This window comes from Amnibacterium sp., from assembly GCF_051956055.1.
GTDB lineage: Bacteria > Actinomycetota > Actinomycetes > Actinomycetales > Microbacteriaceae > Amnibacterium.
The window spans coordinates 37,411-54,354 of sequence record NZ_JBQCGC010000055.1 but is presented as its reverse complement, the minus strand read 5'-3'; the positions used below and the strand labels follow the sequence as shown (position 1 = coordinate 54,354).

Below are 16,944 nucleotides of genomic sequence, written 5' to 3'. Positions count from 1 at the left end.
CCGCGCCCTCTCCGCCGCCGTCCCCCGTCGGGCCCGCCCCCAGGGGGGGCGGGCACGTCGACGTTCAGCTGGACCGGCGCCGCCCGGCCCGTTTCCCCTGAACGACGAAGGGGGCGGCTCAGGCCGGCTCGCCGCGGTGCGCGATGAACGTGACGAGACGTTCGACGGCGTACTCCGGATCGCGCGCGGCGCCCTTCACCCGCTCGTCGGTCTCGGCGGCGAACACGATGGCGCGACCCACGCCCGCGGACTGCCAGCCCTGCGCGTCGCGCTTCGCCCGATCGATCTGCCACGGCGCCATGCCCAGCTCCCCCGCGAGCTTCGCCGACGGTCCGCGCGCATCGAGCACCTTCGCCATCGAGCGCAGCTTCATGGCCAGGGCCGCCACGATCGGCACCGGGTCCGCGCCGCTGTCGATCGCGTGCCGGAGCAGCACCAGCGCCTCCCCGGACCTGCCCGCGAGCGCCGCGTCCGCGACCGCGAACGCATCGGTCTCCATCCGGCCCGCGTAGTACGTCTGCACGGTCGACTCGCCGATGTCGCCGCTCGTGTCGGCGATGAGCTGCTGGCACGCGCTCGCGAGCTCGGCGAGGTCGCCCTGGAAGGCGGAGACGAGCACCCGGAGGGCGCCGGGCGCCACCCGCCGCCCTGCCGCCCGGAACTCCGCGGAGGCGAACGCGGAGCGGTCCGCGTCGCGCTTCACCTCTGCGCACGCGATCTCGATCCCGCCCCCGGCGCCGCCGCGGATCGCGTCGAGCAGCTTCTTCCCCCGCACGCCGCCCGCGTGGCGGAGCACGAGTGTCGCCCCGTCGGCCGGCGCCTCCAGGTACCGGAGCGTCTCGGACAGGAACGCCTCGGACAGCCGCTCGACCGCGCCGACCCGGATGAGCCGCGGCTCACCGAAGAGCGACGGGCTGGCGAGCGTCGTGAGATCCCCCGGCACGGCCGCGGAGGCGTCGAGGTCCGTGACCTCGAGGCTCGGATCCTGGGCGGCGAGGGTCTCGCGGATGCGGCGGATCGCCCGCTCGGCCAGCAGCTCCTCCGGCCCGGACACGAGCACCACAGGAGCGGGCCGCGCCGCGTCCCAGCCGACCTGCTCGATCTTCGCGGTCGTGGCGCGCGTCGCGGCCCTGGCTGCCATGCCCTCGAACCTACCCAGGGGTCCAGACGTCGGCCGTCACCGCCCGCTCGGTCCACACCCGCACGCGGCCGGCGACCCACGACACGAGCACGAGCCCGTCCTGGTCCGTCCGGACCGGCAGGGTCCCCACGGCCCGGAGGATCGCGAGGAGCCGCCGCGTCGGGTGCCCGTAGTCGTTGCCCGCGCCGACGGAGACGATCCCGAACGCGGCTCCAGCCGCGGCGTAGAACGCGGGGCTCTGATCGCTGGACCCGTGGTGCGAGACCTTGACGACGTCGACCCGGGGCAGCGGTCCGGCCGCGAGCACCGCGTTCTGCGCGTCCTCGCCGAGATCGCCGGTCAGCAGCACGGAGGCGCCGCTGCCCGTGACGTGCAGCGTGATGCTCGCCGGGTTGCCGGTGCCGAGGTCGCCGAGCGGCTCAGTCGGCCAGAGCACGTCGAAGCGCAGTCGACCGATCCGGACCGTGTCGCCCCTGCGCGCCTGATGCACCGCGGCACCGGCGCGCACCAGGGCCGCCCGCAGCACGGTGGATGCGGACCGATCGAGGGGGCCGATGAGCGCCGTACGGACGCGATCGGCGAGCGACGCCGCGGCGCCGACGTGATCCGCGTCCCAGTGGGTGAGCACCAGCAGGTCGATGCGGGCCACCCCGAGTCGGGCGAGGCAGGAGGCGATCGGTGCCGGTTCCCGCCCGGTGTCGACGACCGCGAAGTGGCCGCCTCCGCCGTTCAGCACGAGGCCGTCCCCCTGACCCACGTCGCACGCCGCGACGGTCCAGTCGCGGGGTGTGCCGAGGAACCGGCCGACCGCGCCACCGGAGACCGCGCCGATCACGACGAGCACCGCGACCACGGCGACCCCTCCGCCGATCCTCCTGGCCCGTCGGGGCGCGGCCCTGGCGAGCAGCAGCACGCCCGCGACGAGCAGCACGGCCGCGAGCACCGCGCCGAGGATGCCCGCCGGCCACCCGAGCTGCGGCGCTCGGGCGGTGGTGCGCGCGACGAGGCCGATCCAGGCGGCCGGTACCCAGGCGAGCACCGCGGCAGCACCCGCCGCCAGAGGTGCGACGGGGCCGAGCAGGCACGCGATCAGCCCGAGCACGGTCGCGACCGGGGCGGCCGGCTCCGCCAGCAGGTTCGCGACGACGCCGAGCACGGGGATGCCCGGCTGCAGGAGCACGAGCACCGGTTGGCACGCGGCCTGCGCGGCGATCGGGACCGCGAGCACGAGCGCCAGCCGGTGCGGCAGCACGCGGCCGAGGCGCTCCGCGAGCGGCGGTGCGAGCAGCAGCAGCCCCGCGGTGGCGGCTGCGCTGAGCACGAAGCCGGCGCTCCAGGCGAGCCAGGGATCGGAGACGAGGAGCACCAGCACCGCAAGGGACAGGGCCGGCACGCCCGCCGCCCGGCCGCCTCGCAGCGTGCACAGCAGGGCCACCGCTGCCATCGCCGCGGCGCGGACGACCGAGGGCTGCGGCGTCACCAGCACCACGAACCCGGCGAGCGCGGCGCCGGCGAGCAGCACCCGCACGGTGCGGGGCAGCCGGAGCGCGCCGGCGATCGCGAACACCCCGATCGTCACGACCGCGCAGTTCGCTCCCGACACGGCGGTGAGGTGGGTGAGCGACGCGTCCTGCATGGCGAGCCGCAGGTCGGCGCCTACCCGGGTGGTGTCCCCGACCGCGAGGCCGGGCAGCAGCGCGCCGCCGTCGCCCGGCAGCAGGGCCGTGCGCCCGAGCAGCCCGGCTCGCAGAGCGGCCGCGGCGAGCTGCACCGGAGGAGGCCGTGCGACGACCGTGGGCCGCGAGAGCGCCGACCCGACGACCGCGGCCGCGTCCGTCGGAGCGGCCGGGTGGAGGCTCGCGCGCACCCGCAGGACGCTGCCGGGGATCGGCGCCGCTCCCCCGTCCGCGAAGAGCAGCACCGGGACGTCCATCCGTCGCTCCCCCGCCCTCACGATCGAGCCGTGCAGCATCCGGCGCTCGGTCAGCGCGCCGCTCCGCCCGTTCCCCTCGAGCACCGCGGATTGATCCACCCGGACCTCGACGGTCGCGGGGCGCCCCGTCACGAGGCCGTCAGGATGGCGGTGCGCGTCGCCCCAGACGACGGCGACGAGGAGCGCGCCGCATCCGAGCGCGCCCGCGGCGAGGAGCGCGGCGCCTCGCGTGCGGCGCCGGATCGCGCGGAGCAGGAGCCAGCCGGCGGCGCCGAACGCGCAGGCGGCCGCCGCAGGCGTGGTCGCGGGCAGGGCGGTCGCGAGGAGCGCGAGCAACCACACGGCCGCGGCCGGCAGCAGCAGGCCGGTCCGGACGAGCTTCACGGGACCACCAGGTCGCGCAGGCCCGCCAAGGTCTTCGGCCCGATGCCCCCGACCTCGCCGAGCCGGTCGACGGAGGCGAACGGCCCGTGCGCCTCCCGGTACGCGATGATCCGCGCGGCGAGCGCCGGGCCGATCCGCGGCAGGGTCTCGAGCTGCTCCGCCGTCGCCGAGCTGAGGCTGATCGGCCCGCTGGCAGCGCCTGCGGCGCTCGCGGTCGCAGCCGGTGCCGCGGCACCGCGCTCGGGCACGACGACCTGCTGCCCGTCGGCGAGCCGTGCCGCGAGGTTGATCCCGCTCTGATCGGCCTCGGCCGTCGGACCGCCCGCCGCCGCGAGGGCGTCGGCCACGCGTGAGCCGGCGGGCAGCGCGACGAGGCCCGGAGCGCGCACGGCACCGCTGACGTGGACCAGCAGCGGCGTCGGGGCCGCGGTCGTCGCGACGATCCGAACCCCGGATCCCTCGGCCGTGCTGCCGGAGGCCTGCCCGGCCGCGATCAGCACGGCGGTGAGCAGGATCCCGACGGCGACCGCTGCGAGCGCGACGAGCACGCCCGGCCGACCGGACGTCACCGACGCGAAGCGGGCTCGGAGCGAATCCACGCGGGGACGTTAGGGCGCGTCCCCTCCTCCTGGCACCGCGCTCAGCACCCGGGGCCAGAAGGCCGCCCTGTGGAGGGAGGGAGGATCACTCCGTGGCGATGCTCACGACCTTCGGCGCCCGGACCACGACGCGTGCGATCCGCCTGCCGCCGACGGACCGAGTCACGACGTCCGAGGACCTCGCGAGCCGCTCGAGGTCCTCAGCCGTGATCTTCGGGGAGACCTCGAGCTTCGCCCGCACCTTGCCGTCGACCTGCACGATCGCGGTCACCGACTCCTCGACGAGGAGCGTCGGGTCCGGCTTGCGGAAGCCCTGCAGCGCCACCGACGGCTCGTAGCCGAGGCGCTCCCACATCTCCTCCGCGGTGAACGGCGCGAACAGGCTCAGCGCGACGGCGATCGTCTCGACCGCCTCCCGCACCGCGCCGTCGGCGCCGCCCGGCCCGCTGTCGATCGCCTTCCTGGTGACGTTGACGAGCTCCATGATCCGCGCGATGAGCACGTTGAACTTGAAGGTCTCGGCGAGGCCGGGGATGTCGGCGAGGAACCGGTGCGTCTGCCGGCGGAGCGCCTCGTCACCGCTCGCCCACACCACGTCGGGCGAGCTGGTGACGTCCATCGCGAGCCGCAGGGCGCGGTTCAGGAACTTCACCTGGCCGCCCGGCCGGACGTCCTCCCAGTCGATGGTGTCCTCGGGGGGCCCGGCGAACGCCATGGTCAGGCGGATCGCGTCGACGCCGTAGGTCGCGAGCTCGTCGGAGAGGCTCACGCCGCCGCGGCTCTTCGACATCTTCGCGCCGCCGGAGAGCACCATCCCCTGGTTCAGCAGGGCGCTGAAGGGCTCGGTGAAGTGCACGTGCCCCAGGTCGAACAGCACCTTCGTGATGAACCGGGCGTACAGCAGGTGCAGGATCGCGTGCTCGACGCCGCCCACGTACTGGTCGACGGGCGCCCACTTGTCCGCCTCCGCGGGGTCGAACGGGCGGGTGTCGTCGTTCGGCGACAGGAACCGGAGGAAGTACCAGGAGCTGTCGACGAACGTGTCCATGGTGTCGGCGTCGCGTTTCGCGGGGCTGCCGTCGATCGGGCTCGGCACGTTGACCCAGTCGCTCGCGGCGCCGAGCGGCGAGGTGCCCTTCGGCTTGAGGTCCAGCCCTTCGGTGTCCGGGAGGCGGACCGGCAGATCCTCGAACGGCACCGGGATCTCGGTGCCGTCGGCGGCGTGGATGATCGGGATCGGCGTGCCCCAGAAGCGCTGCCGGGAGATCAGCCAGTCCCGCAGCCGGTAGCTCTTCGCGGCGCGGCCGGTGCCCGCCGCCTCCAGCTCCTTCACCATCTGCTCGATGGCGCGGGCCTTGGAGAGCCCGTTCAGGCTGCCGGAGTTGACCATCCGGCCCTCCCCCGCGAGCGCGATGCCCGTCACCGCGGGGTCGACGGACTCGATCTCGGGCAGCTCGCCGCCCGGCGGGATCACGGGGATGACGCCGGTCACCGGCTGGAACGTGTCCACGACGATCTTCACGGGCAGGTCGAACGCCCGCGCGAAGTCGAGGTCGCGCTGATCGTGGGCGGGCACCGCCATGATCGCGCCGGTGCCGTAGTCGGACAGCACGTAGTCGGCGGCCCAGATCGGCAGCCGCTCACCGTTCACCGGGTTGATCGCGTACCGGCCGAGGAAGACCCCGGTCTTCACCCGGTCCGTGTTCAGCCGCTCGACCTCGGTCGTCGACTGCACCCGGGCGAGGTAGGCGGCGAACGGCTCGGCGATCTCGGCCGGCTGACCGGCGACGAGCTCCGCGGCCAGATCGGAGTCGGGCGCGACGACCATGTAGGTGGCGCCGTGCAGCGTGTCGGGGCGCGTCGTGAAGACCGTGATCGGCTCGTCCCGGCCCTCGACCCGGAAGTCGACCTGCGCGCCGTTGCTCCGCCCGATCCAGTTCCGCTGCATCGCGATGACCTTCGCGGGCCACGTGCCCTCGAGCTGCTTCAGGTCGTCGAGCAGCCGGTCGGCGTACTCCGTGATGCGGAAGTACCACTGCGTGAGCTTCTTCTTCTCCACGACGGCACCGGAGCGGTCGCTCGTGCCGTCGGGCAGCACCTGCTCGTTCGCGAGCACGGTCTGGTCCACCGGGTCCCAGTTGACCCAGCTGTCCTTGCGGTACGCGAGCCCCTTCTTGTACAGCTCGAGGAACAGCCACTGGTTCCACTTGTAGTACTCGGGGTCCGAGGTGTGGAGCTCACGGCTCCAGTCGAAGCTCACGCCGTAGCGCTCGAACGACGCCTTCTGCTGCGCGATGTTGTCGTAGGTCCATTCGCGGGGGTCGCTCCCCCGCTTGATGGCGGCGTTCTCGGCCGGCAGCCCGAACGAGTCCCAGCCGATGGGGTGCAGCACGTTGAACCCGCGCTGCCGCCAGTAGCGGGCCGTGATGTCCCCGAAGGCGAACGCCTCCGCGTGCCCCATGTGCAGGTCGCCGGAGGGGTACGGGAACATGTCGAGGATGTACTTGCGGGGGCGCTTGTCCTCCGGGTCGTCGGTGCGGAAGAAGTCGCCCTGGCGCCAGATCGGCAGCCATTTCTCCTGCAGCTGCGCGGGGGTCGGCAGCGCGTCGGCGGTCGGCTCGGGCATCGCGGTCCTCACATGTTTCAAGCGTGTTTCAGGCGCGGGAACAGCTTTCCACTGTAGAGGTCGGTGCCCGCCCCCTCCGTCCGCCGCGACCCGCGACGACGCCGTACGCTGGGCGCGACGACGAAGGAGCGCCACCTGGATGCCTGGCTGACCGCCCTGCTCGAGGGGCTGGCGGGCCTCGGCGCCTGGCGCTACGTCGTGGCCTCCGTCGGCATGCTCCTCGAGACCAGCCTGTTCGTCGGTCTTGTGGTGCCGGGCGACACCATCGTGCTGTTCACCGCGACCGCGGGCCGCGGCCCGGTCGACTGGTCGCTCCTCGTGCTGGCGGTGGTGACCGGCTCGCTCGCGGGCGAGTCGATCGGGTTCATGATCGGGCGGTTCTTCGGCCCGCGGCTGCTCAGCTCCCGGCTCGGGCGGCGCATCGGCGAGCGGCACGTGCTGCGGGCCGAGCGGTGGCTGGAGCGCCGCGGCGGGGCGGCGATCCTCATCAGCCGCTTCCTGCCGGTGATGCACGCGTTGATCCCGGTCACCGTCGGCGCCAGCCGGTACCCCTATCGGCGGTTCCTCGCCTGGACGGCCCCGGCGTGCGTGGTGTGGGCCGCGCTCTACGTGTCCGTCGGGCAGGCGGCGGGGTCGAGCTACCGGGCGCTCGCCCACGACCTGCACTTCGCCGGCTGGATCGTGCTGGGCGGTGTCGTGGTGTTCCTCGTCCTCGTCTGGCTGGGCAGGAAGCTCCTCCACCGCCTCGAACGCCCCTGACCCGGTCCTCCGACCCTCGGCCTCAGCACCTCGGCAGGAGCACCTCGGCCTGAGCACTTCGGCAGGCCAGATCCACTTCAGCAGGCTCAGGAAGCGCAGGACGGCCTGCCGGAGCAGAACCAGCCTGCCGAAGCAAGAACCAGCCTGCTCACGTGCTCGACCCAGCACTCCAGCAGGCCCGATCCACTCCAGCAGGCTCAGGAGGCGCCACGGAGCCTGCCGAAGCGCAGCCAGCCTGCCCACGCGAGAACCAGCCTGCCCACGTGCTCAGCCCAGCACTCCGGCAGGCCCGATCCACGCCAGCAGGCTCAGGAGCCGCAGGACGGCCTGCCGAAGCAGGATCAGCCTGCCCAAGCGGGAACCGGCCTGCTCACGTGCTCGACCCAGCACTCCAGCAGGCCAGATCCACTTCAGCAGGCTCAGGAGGCGCCACGCAGCCTGCCGAAGCACGACCAGCCTGCCGAAGCAGGATCAGCCTGCCGAAGCGGGAGCCAGCCTGCTCACGTGCTCAGCCGAGCACTCCAGCAGGCCAGATCCACTTCAGCAGGCTCAGGAGGCGCCACGCAGCCTGCCGAAGCACGACCAGCCTGCCGAAGCACGACCAGCCTGCCGAAGTGCCGAAGCAGGACCGGCCTGCCGAAGCAGGACCGGCCTGCCGAAGCACAACCAGCCTGCCGGAGTGCCGAAGCAGGACCGGCCTGCCGAAGTGCCGAAGCACAACCGACCTGCTCACGTGCTCGGTCGGGACGCGGAAGGGCCGCCTCCCTGGGGAGACGGCCCTTCGTGCGGAGTCCGGTCAGAACCCGTTCTTGGACAGCCAGGCCTTCGCGAGCGCCTGGTAGTCCGGCTTGCCACTGCCGGCCGCCTGGGTGTTCAGGTCGAGCAGGTCGGCGGTCGTGAGCTTCGCGGAGACCGCGTTCACGATCGAGTCGAGGTCGCTCGTCGCCTTGCTCGTGGACACGATCGGCACGACCTGCTGGGACGCGAAGAGGTTCTTCGGGTCGGTGAGGGTGACGAGGTTGTTCTTCTTGATGGAGGGGGTCGTCGAGTAGATGTCGGCCACCTGCACCTGGTTGCTCAGCAGCGCCTTGAGCGTGGTCGGGCCACCGCCGTCGTTGATGGCCTTGAACGAGATGTTCTTCAGGCCGTAGACGGACTCGAGGCCCTTGATGCCGTCCGGACGCGTCGCGAACTCGGGGTTCGCGGCCAGGGTGACGTTCCCTGCCTTGCTCAGGTCGGCGATCGAGGTCAGCCCCTTCGCCTTCGCGAAGGACGAGGTGACGTTCAGCGAGTCGGAGTCCGCCGCCTGCGCGAGGTCGAGCGCCTTCGCGTTCAGCGTCGAGATCTTCGCGTCGATGCCGGACTTCACCGCGTCGCCGCTCTTCGCGTTCGCGCTCTGGTCGAGGTACGACAGGAGCGAGCCCGCGTACTCGGGGACGAGGTTGATCTCGCCGCTCTTCAGCGCCGCGAGGTAGGCCGCGCGGGCGCCGATCGCCGGCTTGTACGAGACGGTGTAGCCCTTGTTCGCGAGCGCGCCGCCGTAGATGTAGCCGAGGATCTCGTTCTCGCCGAAGTTCGCGGAGCCGACCACGATCGACTTCGCGTCGCCGGAGGCGGCGGAGCCGCTCGCTGCGGCGCTGCTGCTCGAGCCGCCGCCGATCGTGTTCGAGCTCGCGCAGCCGGCGAGTCCGAGGGAGAGGGCCGCGGCGACCGCCGCCGCCCCGATGAGGCTTCGTCGTGTGATGGACATGGTGCTAGTTCCCTTCCGAAACGGGTGCCCGTGTCGGGACCGGCAGCCGCCGGGCCCGTGCTGTGGAGGAACCGCGGCCGCGGGACACCCCGCGCGGCGCGGCGAAGCGCTGGAGGAGGGCGAGGAGACCGTCGACGACGAGGGCGAGGACGGTGACGAGGATCGCGCCGGCCGTCATCTGCACGTAGTCGTTCGCGGCCAGGCCGCCGAGGATGAAGTCGCCGAGGCTGTTGATGCCGAAGTTCGACACGAGCGTGACCGACGCGATGATCTGCAGCGTCGACGCGCGCAGGCCGCCGAGGATCAGCGGAGCCGCGAGCGGCAGCTCGACGCGGCGGAGGATCTGCCACTCGGTCATACCCATCGCCCGCGAGGCGTCGATCGTCTGCCGGTCCACCTGCTCGAGGCCCGCGTACGCGCCCGCGAGCAGCGGGGGCACGCCGAGGAGCACGAAGACGAGGACCGCGGGCGGGAGCGCGAGCGACACGAGCAGCAGCACCGACAGCAGGCCGAGCGTCGGCACCGCGCGGACGACGTTCGCGACGATGATCGCGAACCCTCGGCCGCGGCCCGTGTGGCCGATGTAGAGCCCGATCGGCAGCGCGATCGCTGCGGTGAAGAGGACCGAGAGGAACGACAGCCAGAGGTGCGCGCCGAGCTCCGCGGCGATGCCCGCCGAGAAGTTCACCTCGCCCCAGTGCGCCGGGTCGAGGATCCACTGGATGGCCTGGAGGAAGAGCATCAGCTGCCTCCGGCCTGCGGCACGGGGATCGCGAGCGACTTCGTCGCGGCGGAGGAGCGGCGCCTTCGGCGCTTCCAGGGCATGAGCGCACGGCCGATCAGCCCGATGACCACGTCGAACACCGCCGCGAGGAGCAGGACGGCGACGAGCCCGGTCACGACCTCGACGGGGAAGCTCCGCTGGAAGCCGTCGGTGAAGAAGCCGCCGAGGCTGGGGATCCCGACGAGCGCGGCGACGGTCGCGAGGCTGATCGTGCTGACCGAGACGACGCGGACCCCGGCGAGCAGCACCGGCCCCGCGAGCGGGAGCTCGACACGCCAGAAGAGCTGTGTGCCCGAGAAGCCCTGGGCGCGGGCGGCGCCGCGGACGTCGTCGTCGACGCTCGCGAAGGCGTCCGCGGCCGAGCGGAGCATGATCGCGATCGCGTAGATCAGGAGCGCGATCGTGACGTTGAGCGGGTTGAGGATGGGCAGCCCGAGCACGACCGGCACGAGGACCACCAGCGCGATGCCGGGGATCGTGTAGAGGATGTTGCCGAGGGTGAGGAGCACGCTCCGGGCCGGGGCCGAGCGCGCAGCCCAGTAGCCGAGGGGCACGGAGACCGCGAACCCGAGCACGATCGCCGGGACGCAGAGCGCGACATGCGCCAGGGTCGACGACCACACCAGGTCGAGATGACTCCACACCCACGACATCAGGCGTCGCCCGCCTGATCCGTCTTGTTCGAGATGCTGCGCGACTTCGGGCCGGCACCGGCGGAGCCGGCGAGCGCCAGCCGCCCCTCCGGCGCACTGATGACGCCGGCGGGATACCCGGCCGCGTCGACGAGCAGCACGTCGTCCCCGACGCCCTGCTCCTCCGCGGTCAGCCGCCGCTTGCCCCGCTTGGCGCCCACGAAGTCCGCCACGAAGTCGCTGGCGGGGTGGGCGAGGATCTCCTGCGGGGTGCCGATCTGCGCGATGACGCCGCCGCGCTGCAGGATGACGATCTGCTGACCGAGCAGGAACGCCTCGTCGATGTCGTGGGTGACGAACACGGTGGTCTTGCCCAGTTCGCGCTGGAGGTGCAGGAGCTCCTGCTGCAGCTCGTCCCGCACGATCGGGTCGACGGCGCCGAACGGCTCGTCCATCAGCAGGATGTTCGGGTCCGCGGCGAGCCCGCGCGCGACGCCCACGCGCTGCTGCTGGCCGCCCGAGAGCTGGCCGGGGTAGCGGTTCGCGAGCGCGCGGTCGAGCCCGACCCGATCGAGCTGGTCGAGCGCCGCCTGCCGGGCCTTCGCCTTGGGCGTACCCGTCAGCACGGGCACGGTCGCGACGTTGTCGACGACGGTGCGGTGCGGCAGCAGCCCGGAGTTCTGCATGACGTACCCGATGCGGCGCCGCAGCGCGACCGGCTCGATGCCGGACACGGGCTCGTCGTCGATGAGGATCTCGCCCTCGGTGGGATCGACCATCCGGTTGATCATCCTGAGCAGGGTGGTCTTGCCGCAGCCGGAGGATCCGACGAAGACCGTGGTGGTCCTGGACGGGATCACCACGGAGAAGTCCTCGACCGCCGTCGTGCCGTCGGGATAGGTCTTGCGGACGTGCCGGAACTCGATGCCCACCCGTGCGCCCTCCTCTTCCGCGGCCGAAGCGCGTCGAACCATACCGACGCCGTCGGACATCCAAGCGCGCCTTCAGGGCACTGTCAGGTTCATGACGCCCCGTGAAGCCGTCTGCGAGACTTCGACGCGTGGCCGCATCCCGACGACGACCGTTCCGGCGGCGCGCGCCATCCCCAGCGGTCGAGCAGGCCGTCGGCCGGGCCATGCGGGTCGACGACGCGGTGCGCGAGTTCCGCGAGCGGCGGGCGCGGCGCCGCGGCCGCATCCCGATCGTCGTGCCGTACACCGGCTACGGGTCCACGAGCTGGGTCCGGGTGCTCGGACGGGTCCTGATCACCCGTCACGCCCCCTCCGGCTCACCGCAGGAGTCGTTCCGCGGCTGGCGGAGCTTCACCGGCATCCCGGTCGACGGCGCCCCGGTCGAGGTCACCATCGGGGACACGGTGCACCACGTGGTCGCCGACAACGGCGGTGTCATCGACGTGCGGGTCGAAGCGCAGCTGACCCCCGGCTGGCACCGGATCACGCTCCAGACGGAGGGCGAGGGGCGGCACACGCCCGCCGTGCAGGCCCCGGTGTTCGTGCTCGACCCGGAGGCGCCGTTCGGGATCGTCTCCGACATCGACGACACGGTCATGGTCACCGCGCTCCCCCGCCCGCTGCTCGCGGCCTGGAACACCTTCGTGCTGAACGAGCAGGCCCGCTCCCCGACGCCCGGGATGGCCGTCCTGTACGACCGCATCCATCACGAGCACCAGGCGGCGCCGTTCCTCTACCTCTCCACCGGGGCGTGGAACGTGGCGCCCACACTCAGCCGGTTCCTCTCCCGCAACCTGTACCCGCCCGGCCCGCTGCTGCTCACGGACTGGGGTCCCACCCCGGACCGCGTGTTCCGCTCGGGGCGCGCCCACAAGATCGACGAGCTCGAGCGCCTCGCGCACGAGTTCCCCGAGATGCGGTGGATCCTGATCGGCGACGACGGGCAGCACGACGAGGACACGTACAGCGGCTTCGCGCGAGCGCACCCCGAGAACGTGGCCGCGGTCTGCATCCGGCAGCTGTCGATCGGCGAGGCCGTGCTCGCCGGCGGCAGGTCGCGCGCGGACGACCGGAGGCGGACGACCGACGTGCCGTGGATCTACGCGCCCGACGGCGGGGGCTTCCTGACCGGGTTGATCCGCCTCGGACTGCTCTGACGCGTCAGGACCAGGAGGCGGGTCCGTCGCTGCCGGCGGCGTACTCGTCGAGCGGCACCTCGCCGCGCTGCCAGGCGTCGAGGACCGGCTGCACGATCCGCCAGCACTGCACGGCCACGTCGCCCCGGATGGAGAGCGTGGGGTCGTCGCCGAGCACGCCGCGGACGACCTCGCCGTATTCCGTCACGGCGGTCTTCGGCAGCTCCCCCGTCATCCGGATCGGCTCGAGCTCGAACGGCATGCTCCCGCCGCCCGCCGTGAACTGCAGCTCGATGCGCGGCGGCTTGAAGCCGAAGCGCACGATCTCCGGGTGGCCGTCCCCGGACTGCCCGTCGGGGCGGAACCGCACCGGGCGGAAGCGCACCCGGATCTCGTTCGCGGGGTCGCCGATGGCCTTGCCGGACCGGAGCACGAACGGCACCCCGGCCCATCGCGCGTTCGCGACCTCGAGGGCGATCTCGGCGAGCGTCTCGGTCTCGTGCTCGGGGTCGACGCCGTCCTCCGCCGTGTAGTCGGGCAGGTGCTTACCGCCGACCTCGCCCGCCGTGTAGCGGGCTCGGCGGGACGGGGAATCCGTGTTCGGGAACACGGGGGCGCCCGACCAGACCTGCGTCACCGCGAGCACCGAGGCCAGCGCGTCGCGGAGATGGGCGGGGTCGAAGCCCCCAGGCGCCTCGCACGCGGTCACCGCGAGCACCTGCAGGAGGTGGGACTGCAGCATGTCCCGGAGCGCGCCGGCGGTGTCGTAGTAGCCAGCGCGGCCCTCGAGCCCCAGCTGCTCGTCGTAGACGATCTCGACGCGCTCGATCTCGTCCGCGTTCCAGGCGGACTCGAGCAACCGGTTGTTGAACCGGGTCGCGAGCACGGCGAGCGCGGCGCGCTGCCCGAGGAAGTGGTCGACCCGGTGGATGCGCTCCTCCGGCACGACCCGGCGCAGCGCCTCGTTCAGCGCCTCGGCGCTGTCGGCGTCGTCCCCGAACGGCTTCTCGACCGCCAGCACGGTGTGCTCGGGCAGGTCGAGCCCTTCGAGCACCCCCGCCACCTTCGACACGATCGCGGGCGGCAGCGCGAAGTACACGACGAGGTCGCCGTCCACGCCGTCGAGGAGCGAGGACCAGTCGTCCGCCGAGGTGGGGTCGGCCCGCACGTAGCGCGTGGCGTCGAGGATCGCGTCCGCCGCGTCTCCCTCCGCCCCGACCTGCTCGAACGCCTCGGCGACGATGTCGTGCCACTCGTCGGCGCGATCGGAGCGGCCGCTGCCGACCACCCGCAGGCCGTCGAGGAGGTGGAGGTCGTCGGCGTCGCCGCCGGCGATGAGGCTGCCGATGCCCGGTAGCAGCAGCCGCTTCGCGAGGTCACCGCTGGCGCCGAGGATGAGCATCGTCGTGGAGGTCACGACCGGGAGCGTACGAAGCGGCTGCTGGACGCGCGGTGCGGGCGCGCTGGACGCGGGGCGGGTCACGGTGCTGCAGCGGGCCGGCGGCCGCGCGTAGCGTGACCACGTGCCCGAGCTCGCCGCCGACCTGCTCGACCGCATCGCCGGTCGGGCCGCCGCTCACGACCGGGACGGCTCGTTCCCGGAGGAGGACCTCGCCGAGCTGCGCGCCGCCGGCTACCTGGCCGCGCTCGTGCCCGCCGAGCGGGGCGGGTGGGGACTGTCGCTCGAGCAGCTCACCCGCGAGCAGTCGCGGCTCGCCGCCGCGGCGCCGGCGACCGCCCTCGCGGTGAACATGCACCTCGTGTGGACGGCGGTCGCGAAGACCCTGCACGACCGCGGGGACGCGTCCCTCGACTTCGTCCTCGACGAGGCCGCCGCCGGCGAGGTGTTCGCCTTCGGCGTCAGCGAGGCGGGCAACGACCTCGTGCTGTTCGGCTCGACCGTGGAGGCCCGGCCGCTGCAGGACGGCGGCGTCGCCTACACCGGCACGAAGACCTTCACCTCCCTCTCGCCGGTCTGGACCCGGCTCGGGACGTTCGGCCTCGACAGCGTGAGCGAGGACGCCCCGCGGATCGTGTGGGGGTTCCTCGACCGGGGCGCACCGGGCATCAGCGTGGTCGAGGACTGGGACCCGCTGGGGCAGCGCGCGACCCGGAGCGACACCACCCTCCTGGACGGGGCCGTCGCCCGGCCCGACCGCGTGGTGCGGAGGCTGCCGCCGGGACCGAACCCGGATCCGCTGGTCTTCGGCGTGTTCGTGAACTTCGAGATCCTGCTCGCGTCCGTGTACGCGGGCATCGCCCACCGGGCGGTGGAGCTCGCGGCGCAGGCGGCGAGGCGCCGGTCGTCGCTGCGGCTCGGCGGAGCGCCCCGCTCGGACGACCCCGACGTGCGCCGCCGCGTCGCCACCGCCGCGATGCTCGACGACGCCCTCGACCCCCAGATCCGCGCGCTCGCCCGTGACGTCGACACGATCGCGGACCACGGCCCTCGGTGGTTCGCGAAGGCGTCAGGGCTGAAGGTGCGGGTCACGGAGCAGGCGAAGGCGATCGTCGACCAGGCGATCCTGGTCGGCGGCGGCAGCGGGTACGCGGCCTCCTCCGAGCTCGCCCGCCTCTACCGCGACGTGCTCGCGGGGGCGTTCAACCCCTCCACGGCGGACTCGGCGCTCAGCACCATCGCGACCGCCGTCCTCGGACCGGTCGGGTCCTGACGCCCCCGTCCTCTGGGAACCCGAGGATCCCGCAGCGAATGGTCCTTAGCCTCGGTTCGTGAGCGACGAGGTCCCGCCGAGACAGCAGCACCCGATGGTGATCCTGGCCATCTGCTGCCTGAGCCTGTTCATCGTCACGCTCGACGCGACGGTCACGAACGTCGCGCTGCCGACGATCGGCAAAGAGCTGCACGCGGGCGTGACCTCCCTGCAGTGGACCCTCGACGCATACACGCTGACCCTCGCGAGCCTGCTCGTGCTGGCGGGCTCGAGCGCGGACCGGCTCGGCAGGAAGCGGCTGTTCCGGGTGGGCCTCGTGGTGTTCGGAGTGGGCTCCCTCGCCTGCAGCCTCGCCACCTCCGACGCGCTGCTCATCGCCGCGAGGGTGCTCCAGGCGCTCGGCGGCACGATGCTCAACCCGGTGTCGCTGTCGATCATCACGAACGCCTTCCAGGAGCGGAAGGCGCGCGCGCGGGCGCTCGGCATCTGGGGCGCGATCAGCGGCGTCTCGCTCGGGTTCGGCCCGCTCGTCGGGGGCCTGCTCGTCCAGTCGATCGGCTGGCGCGCGATCTTCTGGGTCAACGTGCCGATCGTGCTCGCCGCCCTCGTGCTGACGACCCTCTTCGTGCCCGAGTCGCGAGCCCAGCAGCGCAGACGCGTCGACCCGCTCGGCCAGGTGCTCGTGGTGCTGCTCCTCGCCGGCACCGTGTTCGGGATCATCGAGGGGCCGGAGATCGGCTGGGGCTCCCCGCTCGTGATCGGCGCGTTCGCGGTCTCGGCGATCGCCCTGGCGCTGTTCGTCCCGGTCGAGCTGCATCGCAAGGAACCCCTGATCGATCCTCGCTTCTTCACGAGCATCCCGTTCGCGGGCGCGGTGCTCGCCGCGGTGCTCGCGTTCGGCTCGTGGAGCGCGTTCCTCTTCTCGAACACCCTGTACCTCCAGGACGTGAAGGGGTTCCCGCCGATCGTCACCGGCCTGCTCTTCATGCCTGCGGGCCTCGCGATCCTCGTCGCCTCGCCGATCGCCGGTCGGCTCGTCGGCGCCGTCGGCACGCGCCTCCCGATGACGCTCGCGGGCGCGCTGATCGCGGTCGGCGCCGGCTGGCTGGCCTTCACGACGGCGAGCACGCCCATCGCCGTCATCGCGGTCGTCTTCGCCCTCTTCGGGCTCGGGTTCGGGCTCGTCAACGCGCCCATCACGAACACCGCGGTGTCGGGCATGCCGAACGACCAGGCGGGCGCGGCGTCCGCCATCGCGTCCACCGGGCGTCAGGTGGGCACCTCGCTCGGCATCGCGCTGGCCGGTTCGATCACCGGCGCCTCCGGAGCCGCAGGCGGGGTGCCGAAGTCCTTCGCCGTCGACGCGCATCCGCTCTGGTGGACCGTCGTCGGCGCGGCGGCGGCGATCGTCGCGATCGCGTCGCTCAGCAACTCCCGAGCGGCCTCCCGCTCGAGCGAGCGACTCGGCCCCCTCCTCCACGACGCGGCCGGCGCGTGACGCGTCGCGGGGATCTCGAGCCCGAGGTCGGTGTACACTCGACAGGCCGCTTCGGCGGC

Annotated in this window: 13 protein-coding genes; 4 read left to right on the top strand and 9 right to left on the bottom strand. The window is 72.8% G+C overall.

Going from position 1 to position 16,944, the window contains the following annotated elements:
* Nucleotides 1-118: 118 nt before the first annotated feature.
* From holA to leuS, 4 genes are all read right to left on the bottom strand, one after another.
* Nucleotides 119-1,141, bottom strand: coding sequence for a DNA polymerase III subunit delta (holA, locus tag ACTHLI_RS08395; RefSeq protein ID WP_440182704.1), 1,023 nt, complete (start codon nucleotides 1,139-1,141; stop codon nucleotides 119-121).
* Between the two features lie 10 nt (nucleotides 1,142-1,151).
* Nucleotides 1,152-3,458 (bottom strand): ComEC/Rec2 family competence protein, encoded by a 2,307-nt coding sequence (locus ACTHLI_RS08390; RefSeq protein ID WP_440182703.1) that lies wholly within the window; start codon nucleotides 3,456-3,458, stop codon nucleotides 1,152-1,154.
* The gene (locus tag ACTHLI_RS08385; protein ID WP_440182702.1) at nucleotides 3,455-4,057 is read right to left on the bottom strand and encodes a helix-hairpin-helix domain-containing protein; all 603 of its coding nucleotides are present in this window, start codon (nucleotides 4,055-4,057) and stop codon (nucleotides 3,455-3,457) included. Before ACTHLI_RS08385 ends, ACTHLI_RS08390 begins: the two co-directional genes overlap by 4 nt.
* Nucleotides 4,058-4,142: 85 nt before the next feature.
* The gene (gene leuS, locus ACTHLI_RS08380; protein ID WP_440182701.1) at nucleotides 4,143-6,683 is read right to left on the bottom strand and encodes a leucine--tRNA ligase; all 2,541 of its coding nucleotides are present in this window, start codon (nucleotides 6,681-6,683) and stop codon (nucleotides 4,143-4,145) included.
* A 63-nt stretch (nucleotides 6,684-6,746) separates the two neighbouring features.
* Between leuS and ACTHLI_RS08375 the strand changes: the two genes are divergently transcribed.
* Entirely contained in the window at nucleotides 6,747-7,442 is a 696-nt protein-coding gene (locus ACTHLI_RS08375; protein ID WP_440182700.1) for a DedA family protein, read from the top strand.
* 796 nt (nucleotides 7,443-8,238) lie between these two features.
* On the opposite strand, the gene ACTHLI_RS08370 is transcribed toward ACTHLI_RS08375, so the two are convergent.
* From ACTHLI_RS08370 to ACTHLI_RS08355, 4 genes are read right to left on the bottom strand one after another with little or no spacing between them, the layout of a single operon-like run.
* Nucleotides 8,239-9,192 carry an ABC transporter substrate-binding protein gene (locus tag ACTHLI_RS08370; RefSeq protein ID WP_440182699.1) on the bottom strand — a complete coding sequence of 318 codons (954 nt, stop codon included), beginning with the start codon at nucleotides 9,190-9,192 and terminating at the stop codon, nucleotides 8,239-8,241.
* A 4-nt stretch (nucleotides 9,193-9,196) separates the two neighbouring features.
* Entirely contained in the window at nucleotides 9,197-9,934 is a 738-nt protein-coding gene (locus ACTHLI_RS08365) for an ABC transporter permease (RefSeq protein WP_440182698.1), read from the bottom strand.
* A complete protein-coding gene (locus ACTHLI_RS08360; RefSeq protein WP_440182697.1) occupies nucleotides 9,934-10,629 on the bottom strand; it encodes an ABC transporter permease in 696 nt (231 codons plus the stop codon). The genes ACTHLI_RS08365 and ACTHLI_RS08360 overlap by 1 nt, the downstream gene beginning before the upstream one ends.
* Nucleotides 10,629-11,540 (bottom strand): ABC transporter ATP-binding protein, encoded by a 912-nt coding sequence (locus ACTHLI_RS08355; RefSeq protein ID WP_440182696.1) that lies wholly within the window; start codon nucleotides 11,538-11,540, stop codon nucleotides 10,629-10,631. The genes ACTHLI_RS08360 and ACTHLI_RS08355 overlap by 1 nt, the downstream gene beginning before the upstream one ends.
* Before the next feature lie 203 nt (nucleotides 11,541-11,743).
* On the opposite strand from ACTHLI_RS08355, the gene ACTHLI_RS08350 reads away from it, so the two are divergent.
* Nucleotides 11,744-12,736 (top strand): App1 family protein, encoded by a 993-nt coding sequence (locus ACTHLI_RS08350; RefSeq protein ID WP_440182708.1) that lies wholly within the window; start codon nucleotides 11,744-11,746, stop codon nucleotides 12,734-12,736.
* Between the two features lie 4 nt (nucleotides 12,737-12,740).
* On the opposite strand, the gene ACTHLI_RS08345 is transcribed toward ACTHLI_RS08350, so the two are convergent.
* Nucleotides 12,741-14,132: a glucose-6-phosphate dehydrogenase gene (locus tag ACTHLI_RS08345; protein WP_440182695.1), complete on the bottom strand. Its 1,392-nt coding sequence runs from the start codon at nucleotides 14,130-14,132 to the stop codon at nucleotides 12,741-12,743.
* Nucleotides 14,133-14,238: 106 nt separating this feature from the next.
* On the opposite strand from ACTHLI_RS08345, the gene ACTHLI_RS08340 reads away from it, so the two are divergent.
* Complete coding sequence (locus ACTHLI_RS08340; RefSeq protein WP_440182694.1) at nucleotides 14,239-15,387, top strand: acyl-CoA dehydrogenase family protein; 1,149 nt, start codon at nucleotides 14,239-14,241, stop codon at nucleotides 15,385-15,387.
* Nucleotides 15,388-15,445: 58 nt separating this feature from the next.
* Entirely contained in the window at nucleotides 15,446-16,885 is a 1,440-nt protein-coding gene (locus tag ACTHLI_RS08335; RefSeq protein ID WP_440182693.1) for an MFS transporter, read from the top strand.
* Nucleotides 16,886-16,944: the final 59 nt, after the last annotated feature.